A 20,697-nucleotide genomic window follows, 5' to 3' on the forward strand; every position below is an offset into this window, starting at 1 on the left:
CCAGGGTGTAGTCGCTCTGAGTCCGCTTTCGTCCAGTTCCCATCTCGCTCTCCTAAGAAAAGGCGGGAAATGACAACTTAAACCAGGACGGGTCAGGGGAAATAAAAAAGCCTCCCGAAGGAGGCTTTTCTACTGAATATTGGCGGAGAGGGTGGGATTCGAACCCACGGATGGGTTGCCCCATCGCTTGATTTCGAGTCAAGTACAATCGACCACTCTGCCACCTCTCCTGGTGACGCTAATTTTTCTCACATCCAAACAAATGGCGGAGAGGGTGGGATTCGAACCCACGGATGGGTTGCCCCATCGCTTGATTTCGAGTCAAGTACAATCGACCACTCTGCCACCTCTCCGTTTTCCCACCTGCTGCTGCGAGAAGGCAAGATTATAGCAGGTGCTTGGGAAAATGGAAGGACAAATTTATACTTTCAGATGCGTTTGTCCGCCCATGTACGGACGCAGCGCTTCCGGGATCTCCACCGAGCCATCGGCCTGCTGGTAATTTTCCAGCACGGCGACCAGCGTGCGACCCACGGCCAGACCGGAACCGTTCAGCGTGTGCAGCAGTTCCGGCTTGCCCTGGGCGTTGCGGAAACGCGCCTGCATGCGGCGTGCCTGGAACGCTTCGCAGTTCGACAGCGACGAAATCTCGCGGTAGGTGTTCTGCGCCGGCAACCACACTTCCAGATCGTAGGTCTTGCTGGCGCCGAAGCCCATGTCGCCGGTGCACAGCGACATCACGCGGTACGGCAGGCCCAGGCGCCGCAGGATGGTTTCGGCGTGGCCGACCATCTCTTCCAGCGCGGCATACGAGTTATCCGGATGCACCACCTGCACCATCTCGACCTTGTCGAACTGGTGCTGGCGGATCATGCCGCGCGTGTCGCGGCCGTAGCTGCCCGCCTCCGAGCGGAAGCACGGGGTGTGCGCGGTCATCTTCAGCGGCAGGGTTTCGGCGGCGACGATCTCGTCGCGCACGATGTTGGTCAGCGACACTTCCGAGGTCGGGATCAGGTAGAAGTTCTCGCCCTCGCCTTCCACGCCGCCTTTTTTCACCGAGAACAGGTCGGCTTCGAATTTCGGCAGCTGGCCGGTGCCGCGCAGCGAATCCGCGTTGACCATGTAGGGCGTGTAGCACTCGGTGTAGCCGTGCTCGTCGGTGTGGGTGTTCAGCATGAACTGCGCCAGCGCGCGGTGCAGGCGGGCGATGCCGCCCTTCATCACCGAGAAGCGCGAGCCGGTCAGCTTGGTCGCGGTGTCGAAGTCCAGGCCCAGCGGGGCGCCAACGTCGACGTGGTCCTTGATTTCAAAATCGAAGCTGCGCGGCGTGCCGACCTTGCGCACTTCCACGTTGCCGGTCTCGTCGTTGCCCACCGGGACCGACTCGTGAGGCAGATTCGGGATGGTTTGCAGGAACTCGGCAAGCTTGCCCTGCAGTTCGGCCAGTTTCACCTCGTTGGCTTTGAGCTCGTCGCCCAGGCCGGCCACCTCCGCCATCAGCGCGGTGGTGTCTTCGCCCTTGCCCTTCATCATGCCGATCAGCTTGGACTGCGAATTCCGCTTGCCCTGCAACTCTTCGGTGCGCGTCTGGATCGCCTTGCGTTCCGATTCGAGAGCGTTGAACGCTTCCACATCGAGCTGGAACTTGCGGGTGGCCAGGCGCGCGGCGACGGTGGCGATGTCTTTACGGAGAAGTTGGATATCAATCATGGGAACGAATGCCGTTTGTATCGAAAACGTCAATTGTACCAAGAGGATGCCACTTCCTTGCGAGTTTTGCGCAGCCCGCCGGCTGCCGCCATTACAGCGCGGCTTTTTCGGCGGCGGTCAGGCGCTTGGCGCTCACGGTGACGGTCGGCATGGCGGCGTCGGCCTTGGCAACCACCACCACTTTGTCGGCCGGCATGGCGAAGTCGGCGCGGTCGTCGGCGGCGGTGGCGAAGGTGGTGGCGCCGGCGATCACGGTGGCGGCGACGAAGATGATTTCCATGTGTTTGGCGATGCTCATGATGCTCTCCTTCAGGTGTCGGTTTGATTAAGTGCTGCGGTATGGTTGTACTGTACCTAAAGGCGTTCCGGCCCGCGATGGGGATGCGACGAAGCGCCGAAAACGGCGCCTGAAATGCAAAAGGAGGGATCAGGCGGCGCTGCGCAGCACGCCCGGGCGGTCGGCTTCGCGGTGCACCAGCTCGCCCAGCGTGGCGATCGCCGCCGCCACCTGCGGCGTCCACGGATTGCCGCAGTTGAGGCGCAGGTAGTTGCTGTACTTGCCCGAGGCCGAGAACAGCTGGCCCGGCATGAACGCCACGCCCTGCGCCGTGGCGCGCTGGTGCAGGGCCAGCGCGTCCACCTGCTCCGGCAGGCTGACCCACAGCACGAAGCCGCCCTGAGGCTCGGACACGCTGCATTGCTGCGGGAAGGCGTGGCAGATCGCGTCCGACATGCGGGCGATGCGCTGCGCCAGCGCCCGCCGCATCTTGCGCAGCTGGTTCTCGTAGGCGCTGCCGGTCAGGAAGTCGGCCAGCACGGCCTGGAAGAAGTGGCTGGTGGCGCCGCTCGACACCATTTTCAGCACCGCCACCTCCTGCGCGTAGCGGCCCGCCACCACGTAGCCCACACGGGCGCCGGGACTGACGGCTTTCGAGAATGACGAGCACAGCATGACGTTGCCGCTGGTATCGTAGGCCTTGACCGGCCACGGGCGCTCGGGCGTGAAGCAGAGGTCGCCGTAGACGTCGTCCTCGATGAGCGGGACGTTGTGCCTGGCCACCAGGGCGGCCAGGCGCTGCTTGTTCGCCTCCGGCATGATGCAGCCCAGCGGGTTGTTGGCGTTGGGGATCAGCAGCACCGCCTGCGCCAGGCCGGCGTTGAGCGCCAGCTCCAGAGCGTCGATCGACGGCCCGGTTTTCGGGTGGGTGGGAATTTCCAACGCCTTCATGCCCAGCGATTCGATCAGCTGCAGCAGCACGAAATAGGTGGCGGACTCGATGGCGATGGTGTCGCCCGGCCTGGCCACGGCGCGCAGACACAGGCTGATCGCTTCCGAGCAGGAGCCGGTCACCACGATCTCGTTGGTGTCGACGTGGCCCCAGTCCAGCGCGCGGCGCGTGATCTGGCGCACGAAATCCGGATGGTTGGTCTCGTAGCAGCTCACCGTGCTGAGCAGGCCGGCATCGCGCCTGGCGACCGCCGCCACGGTCTTTTGCATGCGCTTCATGGGCAGCAGCTCGTCCGGCGGCCAGGCCGAGCCCAGCTGGATGATGCCCGGATCCTCATTCGCCTTCAGCACCCGCATCAACAGGTTCTGGATGCCGACGAAGGCCGGCTCCTGCAGCTGCGTGGCCTCGTTCATCACCGCCATCATGCGCGGGCGGTGGCGCACGTAGTAGCCGGCTTGCGGACGCGCCTCGACCAGCCCGCGATCCTCCATCAGCCGCAGGGCCTGCAGCACGGTGCTGACCGACAGCCGCTTCTGCTGCGCCAGATGGCGGATCGATGGCAGGCGGTCGCCGGGCGCGAACACGCGGCTGGCGATCAGCCCGCCCAGTTCGTTCGCCAGTTGCTCGTAGAGGTTGATAGACATTCGACGATTGTGCCTCCACCCTGCCCGCCCGCGACAGGTACAGCGGCGTGAAATTTCGACCATAACAGTGTAGGTCAAGCGCCGCTGTGATGGTGACAATTTCGTTTTGCTGCATCTGTTATGGCCGCCCCGCGCCACGTAATCTGTGTGGCAAAGGAGGCAATCATGAAACCGCAACTCATCTCAGTGCAGCAAGGCCAGGCCGAGTACCGGCTGAGCGAAAACCATCCGCTGCGCATCGCCCACGCCGCCGGCCGCCGCATCGAATGCCTGGACGGCACGGCGTGGATCACCGCCTACAACGAGAAAACCGACTTCGTGCTGCGGCGCGGCCAGTCGTTCGAAGTGCCCAACGACGGCCTGATGCTGATCGAGGCGGTGGGCGCCAGCATGGTGCGGGTGCGCCTGCCGGCCGCCCGGCCCAGCCGTTTCCGCAGGGCTGTAGGATTTCTCCTACGCAACTAATCGTGCGCCACGCAATCCTTGAAGTTTGTACCATGCGCTCAACAGTACAGCCTTCAAGGAGAAGAAATGAAAACCAATACCCTGAAAATTGCAGCGGCGAGCGCCGTGATGTTGATTGCAACGGGCTGCTCGACCATGGGTGGCTCGTCGTGGCAAAAGGATGAACCGCCGCCACCGGCCAATCCCGACTTCGCCACCGAGATGAACAAGTTCAACGCGCAGTTCCCGAACGAAAAGGCGACCAAGTACGAGGAGATCTCGCTCAACTACAACAACGCCAAGAAGCTCGACGAGCGCGGCAACTGCCACGACCTTTCCAAGTACCCGGTCGTGATCGTGCTGACGCTGGACGCCACCGGCAAGGTCACCCGCACCACCACCGACGTCGAAGGCAAGAAGGCAGAGTGCTTCCGCCAGGCCTACGCCTCGGCGCAGCTGCCGCCGCCGCCGTTCGCACCGTACCAGAAGCCGATCCGCCTGCGTTAAGCGGCAAGCGTCAAGCGGCGTCTTCCTCTTCCGACGCCTCGTCGGCCGGTTTGTCCAGCCAATTGATGACGAGGTCGTTGAAGCGTTCCGGCGCGCGCACCATGGGCCAGTGGTCGGTTTCCATCGCCACCACCTTGCAGCCTTCCCTGGCGGCCAGGGTTTCGGTCCACTGCGGCGAATGGAACATGAAGGGCTTGTTGGTGCCGTAGATGTACAGCATCGGCACTTGCGGCGCGAACGGCACCAGCGAGTGGTACGAGCCGGACGCGCCGGCGGTCAGGATGTAGTACGGGTAATTCATGCGGGAACTGATGTACTCGCGCGGCGAGGGCACGCCCAGCATGCGCGCCGTGGCCTTGGTCATCACGTCGCCCAGCGGGCCGCCCATGGCCCAGGCCAGCGCCAGCGTGCTCTGGTAGCTGGCCACCATCATCTTCTGGCCGACCGAGCGCGAACGCGCCGTGGCCTTCGATTGCGCATCGCCGATATCGACGCCGATGATGGCCGACACCAGGCCCTTGTTGCGCATGTAGAACTCGTAGCCGAACACGCAGCCCCAGTCGTGCAGCATCAGGATCACCTTCTGCTTCTGACTCACGCTGTTCACAATGTGCAGCAGCACGCGCATCGTGGCGTCAAGCGAGTAAGAGCGGCGCGGCTGCCGGATATCGAAGCCCGGCAGGGTGAAGCGCACGCAGCGATAACGCTGCTTCAGCTCGGCCACCTGGGCGTCCCACAGGCGATAGGTGTCCGGCCAGCCGTGGATCATGACGATCGTCTCGGCGCCCTCGCCCTCGATAAAAATGTCGATTCCGTCGACCACCTTTGCCGGCTGCATGCTGCTCCCCTACCCCGCTGAAACGTGAAAGTTGCATCTTACAACATTCACGCTCAAGTTTTGCCGGCGTCCTCGTCGAGCTTGCGCAGGAAGGCCATCTTGTCGGCGATCTTGGTTTCCAGGCCGCGCGGCACCGGTTGATACCAGCCGGGCTCGCGCATGTCGTCCGGGAAATAGGTCTCGCCGGCCGCGTAGGCATGCGGTTCGTCGTGGGCGTAGCGGTAGGCGTGGCCGTAACCGAGTTCCTTCATCAGCTTGGTCGGCGCGTTGCGCAGGTGCACCGGCACCTCGCGCGACTTGTCCTTGCGCACGAAGGCCATGGCCTCGTTGAAGGCGTTGTAGCCGGCGTTGCTCTTGGCGGCGATGGCCAGGTAGATCACCGCCTGACCCAGCGCCAGCTCGCCCTCCGGCGAACCGAGGCGCTCGAAGGTGGTGGCGGCGTCGTTGGCGATCTGCATGGCGCGCGGGTCGGCCAGGCCGATGTCCTCCCACGCCATGCGCACGATGCGGCGCGACAGGTAACGCGCGTCGGCGCCGCCGTCCAGCATGCGGCACAGCCAGTACAGCGCCGCGTCCGGATTCGAGCCGCGCACCGATTTGTGCAGGGCCGAGATCTGGTCGTAGAAATTGTCGCCGCCCTTGTCGAAGCGGCGCGCGTTCAGGGTCAGCGCGTTCTGGATGAACTCGGCCGTGATCTTGTTGGTCTTGGCGGCGTTGGCGGCGGTGCCGGTCACTTCCAGCAGGTTGAGCAGGCGGCGGCCGTCGCCGTCGGCGTAGCCGATCAGGGTGTCGATGGCGGCCTCGTCGAACTCCAGATGGGTCAGCACCTTGGCGCGGGCACGCTCGACCATCTGGCGCAGCTCGCTCTCGTCGAACGACTTCAGCACGTAGACCTGGGCGCGCGACAGCAGCGCCGAGTTGACCTCGAACGACGGGTTCTCCGTGGTGGCGCCGATCAGCGTGACCAGCCCGGATTCGGCATACGGCAGCAAGGCATCCTGCTGCGATTTGTTGAAGCGGTGGATCTCGTCGACGAACAGGATGGTGTGCTTGCCCATGTCCAGATTGTGCTGGGCCTGCTCCATGGCGGCGCGGATATCCTTCACGCCCGAGAACACGGCGGACAGGGCGATGAACTCGCAGTCGTAGGCCTGGGCGGTCAGGCGCGCCAGCGTGGTCTTGCCGACGCCGGGCGGGCCCCACAGGATCATGGAGTGCGGCTGGCCGGACTCGAACGCCAGGCGCAGGGGCTTGCCCGGCCCCAGCAGGTGGCGCTGGCCGATCACATCGTCAAGCGTCTTGGGCCGCAGGGCTTCGGCCAGCGGCTGGCGCGGTTCGGTGGAAAATAAATCTGCCATGGCTTTGGAGGAAGCCGTCATTCCGGCGAAAGCCGGAATCCATGCTGCGCTTGCCGGGCAGCGTTCTATGGATTCCGGCCTGCGCCGGAATGACGGCGAGATAACTCAGAAGGTCAATTATTGAATACGTCCGCGCCCTTGGGCATGACGAATTTAAAACTCGCGGCATTCAGCGCCGGATTTTTTTCGATGCCCTTGAACGCCAGCACCGACAACTGGCCAAAGCTGTCCTTCAGCTCCATGCTCACCGGCACGCCGTCGCGCAGGCCGATGATGATTTGCTCGAACGAGGTGTCCTTGGCTTTCGGCACCGCCTTCAGCAGTTCCGCGCCATCCTTGGTGCCGGCCTCGCTCAGCGTGAAGTTCTTCTCCAGATCATTGCTGCCGAACAGAATGGCGGCCGGCGACGAACCCAGCGCATCGCCCAGCTTTTTCACGGTGACCTGGTTCAAGTCCTTGTCGAAGATGTACAGCTTGTCGCCATCGGCCTGCAGCACCTGCTCGTACGGCTTGACGTAAGTCCAGATGAACTTGCCGGGGCGCGCGAACACAAACGTGCCGGTGGCGGTGTTCGACGTTTTCGGCGCCTCGCCGTTGGTGTTCTTCACCTGGCGCTGGGTGAACTCGCCCTTGGCGGCCTTGGTGGACGCCACGAACGATTTGAACTGCTCCAGCGCGCTGGCATGGGCAACGCCTGCCAGCAACAGGCCGGCGGTCAAGGCCGCCAGCGATTTAAAACGCGTCATACATTTCCTTTATTCTGCACTGGCAGCCGGCACGAGGATGTCGCGGTTGCCGTTCGATTGCATGGCGGAGACCACGCCGCTATTTTCCATTTGTTCCAGCAGGCGCGCCGCGCGGTTGTAGCCGATGCGCAGATGGCGCTGCACCAGCGAGATCGAGGCGCGGCGGTTCTTCAGCACCACCTGCACCGCCTGGTCGTACATCGGATCGGCCTCGCCGCCGCCCTCGCCGGCCGCGGCGCCCTCGCCGCCGCCCTCGCCTTCCAGCGTGCCGCCCTCCAGGATGCCGTCGATATAGTCCGGCTCGCCGGTGGTCTTCAGGTGTTTCACCACGCGGTGCACCTCGTCGTCCGACACGAAGGCGCCGTGCACGCGGATCGGCAGGCCGGTGCCCGGCGGCATGTACAGCATGTCACCCATGCCCAGCAGCGTTTCCGCGCCCATCTGGTCCAGAATGGTGCGCGAGTCGATCTTGGACGACACCTGGAACGCGATCCGGGTCGGGATGTTGGCCTTGATCAGGCCGGTGATCACGTCCACAGATGGGCGCTGGGTCGCCAGAATCAAGTGCAGGCCGGCCGCCCGGGCTTTTTGCGCGATACGGGCGATCAGCTCCTCCACCTTCTTGCCGACCACCATCATCAGGTCGGCCAGCTCGTCGATGATGATGACGATGGTCGGCAGTTTTTCCAGCGGCTCCGGCGAATCCGGGGTCAGGCTGAACGGATTCGGGATGTGTTCCTCGCGCTTCCTGGCCTCGGCGATCTTGGCGTTGTAGCCGGCCAGGTTACGCACGCCCAGCTTGGACATCAGCTTGTAGCGGCGCTCCATCTCGTTGACCGCCCAGTTCAGCGCGTGGCCGGCCTGGCGCATGTCGGTCACCACCGGCGCCAGCAGGTGCGGGATGCCTTCGTACACCGACATCTCCAGCATCTTCGGATCGATCAGGATCATGCGCACGTCTTTCGGATCGGCCTTGTACAGCAGCGACAGGATGGTGGCGTTGATGCCCACCGACTTGCCGGAGCCGGTGGTGCCGGCCACCAGCAGGTGCGGCATCTTGGCCAGGTCGGCCACCACCGGCTTGCCGGCGATGTCCTTGCCCAGCGCCACGGTCAGCGGCGAGGCGTTGTCGTTGTAGACCTTGGAGCCGACGATCTCGCTCAGGCGCACGATCTGGCGCTTCGGATTCGGCAGCTCCAGCGCCATGTAGTTCTTGCCCGGGATGGTCTCGACCACACGGATCGAGGTCAGCGACAGCGAGCGCGCCAGGTCGCGCGCCAGGTTGACGATCTGGCTGCCCTTGACGCCGGTGGCCGGCTCGATCTCGTAGCGCGTCACCACCGGGCCCGGATAGGCCGCCACCACCTTGGCCTCCACGCCAAAGTCCGATAGTTTTTTCTCGATCAGGCGGCTGGTGAACTCCAGCGTCTCGATGGCGATGGTTTCCTGCGTTTCCGCCGCCTCATCCAGCAGCGAAAGCGCCGGCAGCGCCTCGTCGCCGCTGGCGCGCGGCAGGTCGGAGAACAGGCTGGCCTGGCGTTCCTTCTCGACACGCTCGGACTTCACCACCGTCACCACCTGCGGCTCGACCTTGATCGGCGGCGCCGCCACCGGATGCTTCTCGACGTGCTTGGCGCGCTCGTGCACCACCACCTCCTCGCGCTTGACGGCGGCCACCTCGCCCTGGCGGCGGTCCTCGCGGTACTGGTAGCGCTGCACGAACCAGTCGATGGCGTTCTCGATGCCGCCGCCGATGCGCTCGGCCACCGCCATCCACGACACGTGGAAGAACAGGCTGAAGCCCAGCCCGAACAGCAGCAACAGCAGCAGGGTGGCGCCGGTGAAGCCGAACGCCACGTGGGCCGAATGGCCGATCAGCTCGCCCAGCACGCCGCCCGAGCTGCGCGGCAGCTCGGCGTGGCTGGTCAGGGTGCGCAGGCGCAGGTATTCCAGCCCGACGCTGCCGATGAACAGCAGCACGAAGCCGATCGCGCGGATCAGGCCCTCCTGCGCGTGCTCCGGCTCCGGCTCGGTGGACAGCACGTATTTATGGGTCAGCCCGCGATAGCCCTTCCACACCACGCGCAGCAGGCAGAACGCCCACCACCAGGCGGAGATGCCGAAGATATACAGCAGCAGGTCGGACAGCCAGGCGCCGGCGCGGCCGCCGAGGTTGTGCACCTCGGGCACCAGCGTGCCGTGCGACCAGCCCGGATCCATCTTGTGATAACTGGCCAGGATCAGCACAAAATACGCGCCCAGCACGGCCAGCGCCAGCCAGCGCGCCTCCGACAGCAGCCGCACCAGCCGGTTCGGCAGCGGCTGGCGCTCGGTCGGCGTGCGCGTGTAGCCGGACGAAGCGGCCGGACTCACTTTTTGCGTGCGTTCCTGAACTTTTTTACTACTCATAGGTATTAAGGCAATGCAATGTTAGCGGTCAGGAAATATTCCGATAACGGTATTCTAAGGCATAAGGCAACATCCGGCCCCACGATTCATCCTGATTCCCTGCTTGCACTATAATCTTGTATTGCTTGCGTGATTGCAATAGCGGCAGACCTTGCCGCCCTTGCTGGCGCCCCCACATTCGGATTAATCCAACATTATTGAAGAAACCTGCCATGACCACTCCTAAACATGCCCGTGTATTGATCCTCGGCTCCGGCCCAGCCGGCTACAGCGCCGCCATCTACGCCGCGCGCGCCAACCTGAAGCCGATGCTGGTGACCGGCGTCGAGCAAGGCGGCCAGCTGATGACCACCACCGACGTGGAGAACTGGCCGGCCGACCCGATGGGCGTACAAGGCCCGGACCTGATGCAGCGTTTCCTGCAGCACGCCGAGCGCTTCAACACCGACATCGTGTTTGACCACATCCACACCGTCAAGTTGCAGGAAAAACCGATCCGTCTGATCGGCGACAGCCATGAGTACACCTGCGACACCCTGATCATCGCCACCGGCGCCTCGGCCCAGTACCTGGGCCTGCCGTCGGAACAAGCCTTCATGGGCAAGGGCGTGTCGGCCTGCGCCACCTGCGACGGCTTCTTCTACCGCGGCCAGCAGGTGGCCGTGGTGGGCGGCGGCAACACCGCCGTCGAGGAGGCACTGTACCTGTCGAACATCGCCACCAAGGTCACCCTGATCCACCGCCGCGACAAGTTCCGCGCCGAGGCCATCCTGATCGACCGCCTGAACGCCAAGGTCGCCGAGGGCAAGATCGAGATCAAGTACAACCACACCCTGCATGAAGTGGTGGGCGACGACGGCGGCGTGACCGGCGTCAAGATCCAGTCGACCGAGACCGGCGCCATCACCGACGTCAGCGTGCACGGCCTTTTCATCGCGATCGGCCACAAGCCAAACACCGGCATCTTCGAAGGCCAGCTGGAAATGCACAACGGCTACATCAAGACCAAGACCGGCACCGAGGGCATGGCCACCGCCACCAGCGTGCCGGGCGTGTTCGCCGCCGGCGACGTGCAGGACCACATCTACCGCCAGGCCATCACCAGCGCCGGCACCGGCTGCATGGCCGCGCTGGACGCGCAGCGCTACCTGGAAGGCCAGGAGTAAGCGCGATGAAAGACTTCGCGGACCTGAAATCCCTGGGCAAGCAGCTCCGGGAACAGGCTGAGGCGCGCGCCGTCGCCGAGAAGGAGCGCGCCAAACAGGAAAAGCAGCAGGCGGTGGAAGCCAATATCTTCCAGACCGCGCTCGGCGGCGTCCAGCGCATGCCGGCCTCGGACCGCTACGTGCCGCCCAGCGTGCCGAAATCGGTGGCGCCGGAGGCCGCGCCCAAGCGCCAGCTGACGCAGGCCGAGGATGACGCGCTGGTGCTGCGCGAATCGCTGTCCGACCTGTTTGAAGTCGATCATTACCTGGAGGACGATCCGGCGCTGAACTACGCGGCGCCGGGCGTCGGTCCGGACGTGATGAAGAAGATGCGCAAGGGCCATTGGCCGGTGCAGGACGAGCTGGACCTGCACGGCATGAACCGCGACCAGGCGCGCGACGCGCTGGGCGCCTTCCTGACCAAGGCACAGCAGCGCAACCAGCGCTGCGTGTGCGTGATCCACGGCCGCGGCTTCGGCTCGCGCGGCCAGGAGCCGGTGCTGAAGTCCATGGTGCGCAGCTGGCTGGTGCAAAAAGGCGTGGTGGCGTTCTGCCAGGCGCGCAACCATGAGGGCGGCGAAGGCGCGCTGATCGTGCTGCTGCGCGCCGCCTTGCAGCCCAGCCGTTAATCCCCTACCCGTCGGGCGGCGGCCATGTTAACCTATGGACATTGCCACCTTGTCCATAGAACTACATGAAGAGCGTCCCGATTCCGCATGTCTCCCTGATCACCGTCATTGAGGTGGTGGCGATACTGGTTGGCGCACTATCGGGCTTCGTGGAGGCGCGCCGCAAGCGCATGGACATCGTCGGCGTCTTCACCGTCGCCTTCATCACCGCGTTCGGCGGCGGCACGCTGCGCGACATCCTGCTCGACAAGCGGCCGTTGTTCTGGGTGGCGCACCAGGAATACGCGATCCTGATCTTCGTGCTGGCCCTGGTGGCGACGCCGCTGATGCGCACGGTGCGCCAGATCATCTCCGAACGAGTCATCGTGGTGGCGGACGCCATCGGCCTCGGCCTGTTCGCGGTGGCCGGCGTGGCGCAGGCGCAGGCCGCGCACATGCCGATCTTCATCGCCTCGATGATGGGCGTGATCACCGGCATCTTCGGCGGCGTGCTGCGCGACATCGTCTGCAACGAAGTGCCGATGGTGTTCCGCGACGGCAAACCGTACGCCATCTGCGCCTTCTTCGGCGCCTGGCTCTACATCGGCCTGCAATACACCGACGTCTCCGACGACTTCGCGCTGTGGACCAGCGCCGCCTTCATCACCATCATCCGGCTGGTGACCTGGAAGTTCGAACTGCACCTCCGCAGCCACCATTAAACCGCAACACCGCCGACCAAGTCACCGACCAAGTCAGCGAGGATGTGGCTCGACTGTTACGCGCAGCTGAGAATGGTGAGCAGCCGCGCAGCGTTTTACAAGCTGCGCTGGGCCTGCGGCATACGCCCCATTTTCGTCAAGCATATTTGTTGCCCGCGCTAGCTGCTGGCTACTTGGAGATGACCTTACCCAATCTGCCCAACAGCCGCCTGCAGCGCTATCGTCTCACTGCCAAGGGAAAACTATGGCTGCAAGTACATTGAACAGCAGTAGCATTAGTCAGGAACACTTCCGGAAGCTGGGACACCGTAGCGGTCCGCCTGCACCGGGCCGCTGACGCCGTGGGTGCGGACGTCGGCGGTGATGGGCAGCATCTGTTTGTCCCAGGTCTCCCACTGCGCCTTCAGCTGCGCGAACACTTCCGGATGACGCTTGGCCAGATTGGCGCGCTCGCGCTGGTCCTTCACCACGTCGAACAGGAATTCGTTCTTGCCGATCTTCAGGTATTTCCAGTTGCCGGAGCGGATCGCGCGCTGGGCGTTAGCCTTATAGCGCCACAGCAGCGTGCGCTCGTTGCTCCGCGCCTGGCCCAGCAGGATGGGTAGCAGGTTCTGGCCATCGCTCGGGAACTTCGGATCGGGCGCGCCGCCGGCGGCGGCAAGCAGCGTCGGCAGCCAGTCCATCGAGATCGCCACCTGATCGCTCACCTGCCCCGCCTTCACCTTGCCCGGCCAGCGCACGATGGCCGGCACGCGGATGCCGCCTTCCAGCAGCTCGGTCTTCTGGCCGGTCAGCGGCCAGGTTTTCGAGAAACGCTCGCCGCCGTTGTCGCTGGTGAAGATGACGATGGTGTTCTCCGCCAGGCCTTTTTTCTCCAGCGCCGCCAGCACGCGGCCGATCGAGGCGTCCAGCGATTCGACCATGCGGCCATACGTCGCCAAGTCACCGCCGTCGTAGTGGAAGATGTTGTCGATGTTGCGCGAGATTTCCTCGTCGCCCGGTCCCTCCCACGGCCAATGCGGCGCGGTGTAGTGCAGCGACAGCAGGAAGGGCTTGCCGGCCTGCTGCTTGTTGACGAAGTCCACCGCGCGCGCGCCGAGCAGGTCGGTGTAGTAGCCGATCTGATGCACCGGCACCTCGCCTTCGTACAAGTCTTCCTTCACGTTCGGGCCGACGCCCGGCTTGTGGGTGAAGTAATCGATGGCGCCGCCGTAGTTGCCGAAGAAGCTGTCGTAGCCGCTTTTCAGCGGGCCGAAGGTGGGCAGGTAGCCGAGGTGCCACTTGCCGATCAGCGCCGTGCCATAGCCCTGTTTCTTTAGCAGCGACGGCAGGGTCGGGTGCGATGGCGGCAGGCCGATGGTGTCGGACGCGCCGGCGATCGGCTCCTCCAGCCCGCCGCGCAGGCGGTACTGGTAGCGGCCGGTGATCAGCGCGAAGCGCGTGGCCGAGCACACCGCCGAGTTGGCGTAGGCCTGGGTGAAGCGGATGCCGTCGGCCGCCAGTCTGTCGAGGTGCGGCGTTTTGAAGTCGGTCTGGCCGTACACGCCAAGGTCGGCGTGGCCCAGGTCGTCGGCCAGGATGAAGATGATGTTCGGCTGCTCCTTGCCGGCCGCCAGCGCGTTCGGCAGGTAATTGGCCAGCGCCAGCGCCGGCAGCGACTGGAGGACGCGGCGGCGGGCGCCGTTGATCTGATGCTTGGTCATGCGGTGTCTCCTGTTTAGAAATCTGCGCGGGCGGTCAGGCCCAGCGTGCGCGGGGTGCCCAACACGGCGTTGTAGGCGCCAAAGCTGGTGTTCCACAAGCTGGTGTAGTACAGCTTGTCGAAGGCGTTCTTGGCCCACAACGACACGTCCCATTTGGCGCCGCCGGCCTTGAAGCGCGCGCCGGCCGACAGGTTGGTCAGGGCATACGCCGGAATCTTGGCATACTTCGATGCGTCCAGCGTGCCGAACACTTCGGTGCGGTACGAGGTGTTGGCGTTGAAGTAGCCTTCCACGCCGTCGGCCACGGCGTGCGCGAACTGCGCGTTCAGGCTGCTGGTCCAGCGCGGCGCGTTGACCAGCGCGGCGCGGCCGGACAGGTTGCAGGAGGTCGCCGTGATTTCAGGCGGGCATGGCGCGTTGGTGTACTTCAGGTATTTCACGTCGTTGAAGGCGGCGTTGGCCCCCAGCGTGAAGCCGCGCGCGACCAGGAAGGTGGTCTCCAGCTCGGCGCCACGGCTGCGCACGTCGCCGGCGTTGGTGATGTAGGAAGACTGCGTGGCTGGATCGTAGGCATTGTTCTGGTAGCCGCGCACGATGTTGGCGAACACGCTGGCGTTGACCTGGGCGCGGCGCTCCCAGAAGTTGCTCTTGATGCCGAGCTCGGCGTTGTTGGCCTTCTCGTTGTCGATCTTCAGCGAGGCGATGCCGGCCGCGCCCGGCACGGTCAGGTTGATGCCGCCCGACTTCTCGCCGTGCGACAGTGTTGCGTAGCCCAGCACGTCGGCGTCGATCTTGTAGGCCAGCGTCAGCAGGCCGGACGGGCTCAGGTTGTTCAGCGTGATCTCGCCCGAATTGAAGGCGCCGTAGCGGGCGTTGCGCGAGGCCAGCGCCGCACCGGTCACGGCCGCGCCGCCGGTCGGCGCGTAGCGGATTTCGAAGGCGCGCTTGTCCTCATAGGTGGCGCGCAGGCCGGCCGTCAAATCCCATTTCGGATCGATGTGCCAGATCGACTGGCCAAACAGCGCGTAGCTGTTGACGCGCAAGTGGCCGTCGGCAAAGCTGGTGAGGTTGGACCAGGCGCCGCTCGGCGTGCCGTTGAACTTGTCCGCCAGCGGACCGTTGAACGTGAAGTTGGTGTTGTCCAGATTCTGATAGTAGTAGTACGCGCCCACCACGGACTCGACCTCGCGCCCTTGCGGCGTGGCCAGACGCAGCTCTTGCGTGAACTGGCGGTGGCGCGCCAGCGCGCCGACGTTCAGGGTCACGGGCACATCGAGGCCATCGTCATTGCGCGGCGTGAAGTTCCAGAAACGGAAGGCACTGATCGACGTAAATTTGTAGTCGTTGTCCAGTTTCCAGTTGGCTTCCGCCGACAGGCCGCCCTGATGCACGCTGACGTGCGAGCCGCTGTCCAGATTCACCTGGCGGGCCGCCGGGTTGGTGATCGGATGCCCGCCAACGGCGGCGGCCTGCGTCAGCCAGCGGCCGCTCGGGCCGGCGCTGTAAAACACCATGGTGCCGTTGTTGGAATCCTCCTCGTTGTAGTCGGCGATCACGCGGGCGCTGAACTTGCTGTCCGGTTCCCACAGCAGTTGCGCGCGCACGCCCTGGCGGTCGCCGCCCTGCACGTCCTTGCCGTTGTAGATGTTCCTGATGTAGCCGCCCTCATGCGTTTTGTAGACCGACAGGCGGCCGGCCAGCGTGTCCGAGAACGCGCCGGAGATGCTGGCCTTGCCTTGCGCGTACTTGTCCTGGCCGGCCGAGACCGACGCCGTGTTCTCGCTGCGGAAGGTCGGCTGCTTGGTGGTGATGTTCAACACGCCGGCCGTGGTGTTCTTGCCGAACAGCGTGCCTTGCGGGCCGCGCAGCAGTTCCAGCTGTTGCACGTCCAGCGCGTCGAAGGCGGCCATGCCGGGCCGGGCCAGGTAGACGTTGTCCAGATACAGGCCGACGCTCCCCTCCAGCCCGTCGCTGGCGGTGTTGTTGCCGAGGCCGCGCACGGCGAAGCTCAGCTGGCGCGCGTGCACGAAGTTGACGGTGGTGCTGGGCAGCAGCTGCTGCAGATCCTGCACGCGGTAGACGCGGTTGTTCTCCAGCGATTTGTCGTCCAGCACGCTCATGCTGGTCGGCACGCTTTGCGAAGTCTCGTTGCGGCGGCGGGTGGACACGGTGACGCTGGCGATCACTTGCGCGACATCGGCGGCGACGGCGGCCGCGCCAGCGCCCTCTTGCGCGGCGTCGGCGATGGCTGCGCCCGGCGCCGCCGCGCTGGCCGAGACGGCGGTATCCGAGATGGCGGCCACGGCCAGCGCGGCCGCGTTTTGCGCTTGCGCCGCTGGCGCGCAGGCCAAGGCGAATCCATAAGCCGCGGCGATGGCGGCGGCGAGTTTTTTGTGTTGCATGTCAAGCTTTCATCTGAAAAATGGGCATGAGCGGCCCCGCGCGCCGGCATCCCCGCCGGCGCGTTGTCGTTTATAAGAAGAGTTGTAGACGCTTAGTTGGTAACTGCGTTGTTCGCTACGCGGAACTGTTGAAGTGCCGGCGGGGTCACCGCTTTTTCAGAGCGTGGCGTGCCTTCCGGCACCCAGTTGTACGGCACCGGTTGGGCGCGGTACAACCAATTGCTCAGCACTGGCTTGCCCGCGCCGGCCACCGGCGTCGGCGCGAAGTAAGGGCTGATGTATTCCCAGGCGATGTCGCCCTTGCTGGTGACCTGGAAGATGCGGCCGTTGGTGCCCTCGTCGATCAGGGTATTCCCGTTGGGCAGGCGGCGCGCGCTGCTGATGAAGGAGCTGTAGAAGCCCCAGTCAGGACCATTCGAATCGCCGCCGGTGTATTCCCACACGATCTGCTTCCTTATCGGGTCGATTTCCAGCACACGCGAACGCGGCTGCACGCCCGGACCGATGCGCGGATAACCGGCCTCGCCCTGGTTGTCGAACACCAGCAGATTGCCGGCGCCCGGCAGGCCCGGCTCGATCAGGTGCGCATCGTGCTGGCCGATGATCTGGTCCACCGGACGCGGCAGCACACGCGGGCCACGCACCTGCGCCGGATAATCCGGGCCGAGGTTCCAGACCACCTTGCCGCTCCGCTTGTCGATGATGACGATGAAGTTGGCCTCGCGCGAATCGATCAGGATGTTGTCCGGGTTGAAGCGCTGGTCGCCGGCATCGAACCACTTGTTCGGCCCGAGCACCGACATGTTATTGATGTGCAGGTAATCGAACGGCGCGTTCTTGCCGCGCGGCGAGAAACCCGCCTTCACCAGCTTGAGCGACGCCGGCGTAAAGCCGAATTCATTCAGGTGCTCGGACGCCACCCATTTCCAGACGATGTCGCCCTGCTTGTTGACCTCATAGATCACATCATCCAGCACCTGCGGCGCGGCGAAGCCTTTCACCGGATGCACCAGATTGGCCAGCACCAGGGTGTTGCCGTTCGGCAGACGGCGCCAGTCGTGATGCTGTTTGGCGCTGCCGCCGGGCACTTGCGCGTTGACCTTGCCTTCCACCGGCGCGGCGTAGGCGTCCTGCGCGCTACCGGCAGCGCCCCACTGCCACACCACGTTGCCGTTCCAGTCCAGCTCACCAATCGCCTGATTGCGCAAACCATTGCCCTCGTTGGAGGTGCCGGGCGCGCTGGCCAGCTGCACCAGCACATTGCCGCGCTGGCCGCCGGTCAGGGCCGGATCGAGCAGCACCGGCGGGAAGCCTTCGGCGTTCCAGCTGTGCACCTCGTTGCCGTTCATGTCGATCAAATGGGTTTTCTTGTCCTGCCCGCTGAAGATGACGTAGCTGTTGTACGCGGCGGCGGTGTCGTAGCGCGTGACGCCGGTCGGGTAGACACTGGGCGCCGCGCTCAAGTTGGCGGCGAGGGACAGCAGGGACAAGGCGGCGATTTTATAGGTATGGCGATGCATGACGCGGGCTCTCCGGAATAGACAATGCGTCTATATTACTAATCCACGCAGAAAGCCAGAACTAATATAACCAATCAAGAATATGCAAAAACTGCCTTAAACGCTGGCGGACAAAAAAATGCCGGCGAGGCCGGCATTCCGAATAAGGCTGAAACAACTTACACCGCGTCCGGGCCGGTCTCGCCGGTACGGATACGGATCACCTGTTCCACGTTCTGCACGAAGATCTTGCCGTCGCCGATCTTGCCGGTGCGCGCGGCCTTGATGATGGCGTCCACCACCTGCTCGGCCACGCCATCGTCGACCACCACCTCCACTTTGACTTTCGGCAGGAAGTCGACCACGTATTCGGCGCCGCGATACAGTTCGGTGTGGCCCTTCTGGCGGCCGAAGCCTTTGACTTCGGTGACGGTCAGGCCGGTGACGTTGACTTCGGCCAGTGCCTCACGCACCTCGTCCAGTTTGAACGGCTTGATCACAGCGGTAATCTGTTTCATGACTTCTCCTTATCTAAAAAATCCGGGCGCAGCTAACTGCAGGCGTTTGGGTCTATTGTAATCGACAGCCGCGCGCTGTCCACGCGCATAAGCTTATTCTTTACTCCTGCACCGGAATGGCGCGCAATTCCTCCATCCATACAACGCTTTGCGCGTCGCTCGGCGCACGCCAGTCGCCGCGCGGCGACAGCGAACCGCCGCTGCCCACCTTCGGCGCGTTCGGCACGCAGCTGCGCTTGAACTGGCTGGTGCGGAAGAAGCGGTCGAGGAAGATGCCGAGGTTCTTCTTGATCGCCTTCAGGTCGTACTGGTTGCGCGTGACGTGGTCGCCATCGGGCCAGCGGCCCTGCTCCTTGTCCTTCCACGCGGTGTGCGACAGGAAGGCCACCTTGGACGGATTGAAGCCGAAGCGCAGCACGTAGTACAGGTTGAAGTCCTGCAGCTCGTAGGGGCCGATGGTGCTTTCGGTGCGCTGCTCGGGCTGGCCGCCGGCCGTGCCCGGCACCAGCTCGGGGCTGATCTCGGTGCCCAGGATGTCCAGCAGCACCTGCGCATCATTGCGGCCGATCACGCCGGACTCCGCCACCCAGCGCACCAGGTGCGAGATCAGGGTCTTGGGCACGCTGGCGTTGACGTTGTAGTGCGACATGTGGTCGCCCACGCCGTAGGTGCACCAGCCCAGCGCCAGCTCGCTCAGGTCGCCGGTGCCGACCACCAGCGCGGCATTGTGGTTCGCCAGGCGGAACAGATGGTTGGTGCGCTCGCCGGCCTGCACGTTTTCAAACGTGACGTCGTACTGCGCCTGGCCTTCCGCGTACGGGTGGTTCAGGTCCTTCAGCATCTGCAGGCAGCTTGGACGGATATCGATTTCCTGCGCGCTGCAGCCGACCAGCTTCATCAAAGCATGCGCTTGCTTGAGCGTGCGCTCGCTGGTGGCGAAGCCCGGCATGGTGTAGGCCAGGATGTTGGTGCGTGGCAGCTTGAGCTTGTCCATCACGCGCGCGCACACCAGCAGCGCGTGCGTCGAGTCCAGGCCGCCGGAGATGCCGATCACCACTTTCTTCAAGCCGCTGTTGGTCAGGCGCTGCGCCAGCGCCTGCACCTGGATGTTGTAGACCTCGTTGCAGCGGTCGTCGCGGCGACGCGCGTCGGCCGGCACGTAGGGGAAGCGCTCGACGCAGCGCTTCAGCGCCAGCGGCTGCTCACGCTCGATTTCCAGGTGGAAGAACACGGTGCGGAACTTGCTCAGTTCGGCCGCGTGGCGCTGCACGGATTGGGCGAAGGTGTTCATGCGCATGCGCTCGCGCGACAGGCGCTCGAGGTCGATGTCGGCGAAGGTCAGGGTCGGCTCGTCGATGAAGCGCTTGGGCTCGGCCAGCAGTTCGCCGTTCTCGTAGATCACGCCCTGCCCGTCCCACGCCATGTCGGTGCTGGACTCGCCGCCGCCGGCCGAGGTGTACAGATAGGCGGCGATGCAGCGCGCCGATTGCTGGCCCACCAGCTGGTTGCGGTAATTGGCCTTGCCCACCAGCGCATTCGAGGCCGACAGGTTGACCAGCACCGTGGCGCCGGCCAGCGCCGCGTACGACGACGGTGGAATCGGCACCCACACGTCCTCGCAGATCTCGACGTGGAACTTGAACAGCGGCATGTCGCCCACTTCAAACAACAGGCCCGAGCCGAACTGCACGCGCTCGCCCAGCAGATCGATCTCGGTGGCCACGGCGTAATCGCCGCTGCTGAACTGGCGCGCCTCGTAGAACTCGCCGTAGTTCGGCAGATAGCTCTTCGGCACCACGCCTTGGATCTGGCCGTTGGCGATCACCACCGCGCAGTTGTACAGCTGGTGGTCGACGCGCAGCGGCGCGCCCACCACCAGCGCCATCTTCCATTGCAGCGAGGCGTCGAGGATGGCGGCCAGGCCGTCGAGCACGCCGTCCAGCAAGGCGCGCTGGTGGAACAGGTCGTCGCAGGTGTAGGCCGACAGGCCCAGCTCGGGAAACGCCACCAGCGCCGCGCCCTGGGCGGCGGCCTGTTCGGCCAGCAAAATGGTTTGTTCGGCGTTATAGACCGGATCGGCAATGCGGCACACCGGCGCGGCAATGGCCACGCGGGCGAAGTCATGGGTGTACAGATTGAAGAAATTCGAAGCCAT

The 20,697-nt window shown here is 64.5% G+C and carries 19 protein-coding genes and 2 tRNA genes; 6 read left to right on the forward strand and 15 right to left on the reverse strand.

The genetic code is table 11. The features are described from left to right. Positions 1–140: 140 nt before the first annotated feature. The 5 genes from FHW83_RS25005 to FHW83_RS25025 all read right to left on the reverse strand — a co-directional run bounded on the left by FHW83_RS25005 (position 141) and on the right by FHW83_RS25025 (position 3,583). Positions 141–230, reverse strand: a tRNA-Ser gene (locus FHW83_RS25005). 33 nt (positions 231–263) lie between these two features. Continuing rightward, a tRNA-Ser gene (locus FHW83_RS25010) sits at positions 264–353 on the reverse strand. 67 nt (positions 354–420) lie between these two features. Continuing rightward, the gene (gene serS, locus FHW83_RS25015; protein WP_176649085.1) at positions 421–1,710 is read right to left on the reverse strand and encodes a serine--tRNA ligase; all 1,290 of its coding nucleotides are present in this window, start codon (positions 1,708–1,710) and stop codon (positions 421–423) included. Positions 1,711–1,801: 91 nt separating this feature from the next. After that, the gene (locus FHW83_RS25020; RefSeq protein ID WP_176649086.1) at positions 1,802–2,008 is read right to left on the reverse strand and encodes a hypothetical protein; all 207 of its coding nucleotides are present in this window, start codon (positions 2,006–2,008) and stop codon (positions 1,802–1,804) included. A gap of 129 nt (positions 2,009–2,137) precedes the next feature. Beyond that, a complete protein-coding gene (locus FHW83_RS25025) occupies positions 2,138–3,583 on the reverse strand; it encodes a PLP-dependent aminotransferase family protein (protein ID WP_176649087.1) in 1,446 nt (481 codons plus the stop codon). 165 nt (positions 3,584–3,748) lie between these two features. On the opposite strand from FHW83_RS25025, the gene FHW83_RS25030 reads away from it, so the two are divergent. Beyond that, positions 3,749–4,048 carry a DUF2917 domain-containing protein gene (locus FHW83_RS25030; RefSeq protein ID WP_176649088.1) on the forward strand — a complete coding sequence of 100 codons (300 nt, stop codon included), beginning with the start codon at positions 3,749–3,751 and terminating at the stop codon, positions 4,046–4,048. Positions 4,049–4,114: 66 nt separating this feature from the next. Beyond that, entirely contained in the window at positions 4,115–4,534 is a 420-nt protein-coding gene (locus FHW83_RS25035) for a hypothetical protein (protein ID WP_176649089.1), read from the forward strand. 10 nt (positions 4,535–4,544) lie between these two features. Here FHW83_RS25035 and FHW83_RS25040 read toward each other — a convergent pair whose 3' ends face one another. The 5 genes from FHW83_RS25040 to FHW83_RS25060 all read right to left on the reverse strand — a co-directional run bounded on the left by FHW83_RS25040 (position 4,545) and on the right by FHW83_RS25060 (position 10,099). Further along, positions 4,545–5,372 carry an alpha/beta fold hydrolase gene (locus FHW83_RS25040; protein WP_176649090.1) on the reverse strand — a complete coding sequence of 276 codons (828 nt, stop codon included), beginning with the start codon at positions 5,370–5,372 and terminating at the stop codon, positions 4,545–4,547. 53 nt (positions 5,373–5,425) lie between these two features. Beyond that, complete coding sequence (locus tag FHW83_RS25045) at positions 5,426–6,730, reverse strand: replication-associated recombination protein A (protein WP_176649091.1); 1,305 nt, start codon at positions 6,728–6,730, stop codon at positions 5,426–5,428. 113 nt (positions 6,731–6,843) lie between these two features. Next, the gene (gene lolA / locus FHW83_RS25050) at positions 6,844–7,476 is read right to left on the reverse strand and encodes an outer membrane lipoprotein chaperone LolA (protein ID WP_176649092.1); all 633 of its coding nucleotides are present in this window, start codon (positions 7,474–7,476) and stop codon (positions 6,844–6,846) included. 9 nt (positions 7,477–7,485) lie between these two features. Next, positions 7,486–9,885 (reverse strand): DNA translocase FtsK, encoded by a 2,400-nt coding sequence (locus tag FHW83_RS25055; protein WP_176649093.1) that lies wholly within the window; start codon positions 9,883–9,885, stop codon positions 7,486–7,488. Between the two features lie 28 nt (positions 9,886–9,913). Continuing rightward, the gene (locus tag FHW83_RS25060; RefSeq protein WP_176649094.1) at positions 9,914–10,099 is read right to left on the reverse strand and encodes a hypothetical protein; all 186 of its coding nucleotides are present in this window, start codon (positions 10,097–10,099) and stop codon (positions 9,914–9,916) included. Between FHW83_RS25060 and trxB the strand changes: the two genes are divergently transcribed. From trxB to FHW83_RS31405, 4 genes are all read left to right on the forward strand, one after another. Further along, on the forward strand, positions 10,098–11,051 hold the full coding sequence (trxB, locus tag FHW83_RS25065; RefSeq protein WP_176649095.1) for a thioredoxin-disulfide reductase: 954 nt from the start codon (positions 10,098–10,100) through the stop codon (positions 11,049–11,051). The two genes, FHW83_RS25060 and trxB, sit on opposite strands and share 2 nt — an antisense overlap. Before the next feature lie 5 nt (positions 11,052–11,056). Continuing rightward, positions 11,057–11,719, forward strand: a complete 663-nt coding sequence (locus tag FHW83_RS25070; RefSeq protein ID WP_176649096.1) for a Smr/MutS family protein — start codon at positions 11,057–11,059, stop codon at positions 11,717–11,719. Between the two features lie 65 nt (positions 11,720–11,784). Next, the gene (locus FHW83_RS25075) at positions 11,785–12,420 is read left to right on the forward strand and encodes a trimeric intracellular cation channel family protein (protein WP_176649097.1); all 636 of its coding nucleotides are present in this window, start codon (positions 11,785–11,787) and stop codon (positions 12,418–12,420) included. Between the two features lie 44 nt (positions 12,421–12,464). After that, a complete protein-coding gene (locus FHW83_RS31405; RefSeq protein WP_373997267.1) occupies positions 12,465–12,683 on the forward strand; it encodes a Fic family protein in 219 nt (72 codons plus the stop codon). A 12-nt stretch (positions 12,684–12,695) separates the two neighbouring features. On the opposite strand, the gene FHW83_RS25080 is transcribed toward FHW83_RS31405, so the two are convergent. The 5 genes from FHW83_RS25080 to FHW83_RS25100 all read right to left on the reverse strand — a co-directional run bounded on the left by FHW83_RS25080 (position 12,696) and on the right by FHW83_RS25100 (position 20,697). Beyond that, positions 12,696–14,123, reverse strand: a complete 1,428-nt coding sequence (locus FHW83_RS25080; RefSeq protein ID WP_229224356.1) for a sulfatase — start codon at positions 14,121–14,123, stop codon at positions 12,696–12,698. Between the two features lie 14 nt (positions 14,124–14,137). Further along, positions 14,138–16,525: a TonB-dependent receptor gene (locus FHW83_RS25085; protein WP_176649098.1), complete on the reverse strand. Its 2,388-nt coding sequence runs from the start codon at positions 16,523–16,525 to the stop codon at positions 14,138–14,140. Positions 16,526–16,617: 92 nt separating this feature from the next. Continuing rightward, positions 16,618–18,045 (reverse strand): aryl-sulfate sulfotransferase, encoded by a 1,428-nt coding sequence (locus tag FHW83_RS25090; protein ID WP_176649099.1) that lies wholly within the window; start codon positions 18,043–18,045, stop codon positions 16,618–16,620. A 158-nt stretch (positions 18,046–18,203) separates the two neighbouring features. Beyond that, on the reverse strand, positions 18,204–18,542 hold the full coding sequence (locus FHW83_RS25095; RefSeq protein WP_019922031.1) for a P-II family nitrogen regulator: 339 nt from the start codon (positions 18,540–18,542) through the stop codon (positions 18,204–18,206). Between the two features lie 100 nt (positions 18,543–18,642). Next, a complete protein-coding gene (locus tag FHW83_RS25100) occupies positions 18,643–20,697 on the reverse strand; it encodes an NAD(+) synthase (protein ID WP_176649100.1) in 2,055 nt (684 codons plus the stop codon).

Origin of the sequence: Duganella sp. SG902, from assembly GCF_013376005.1 — a bacterium.
In the GTDB taxonomy this organism is placed as follows: domain Bacteria; phylum Pseudomonadota; class Gammaproteobacteria; order Burkholderiales; family Burkholderiaceae_D; genus Rugamonas.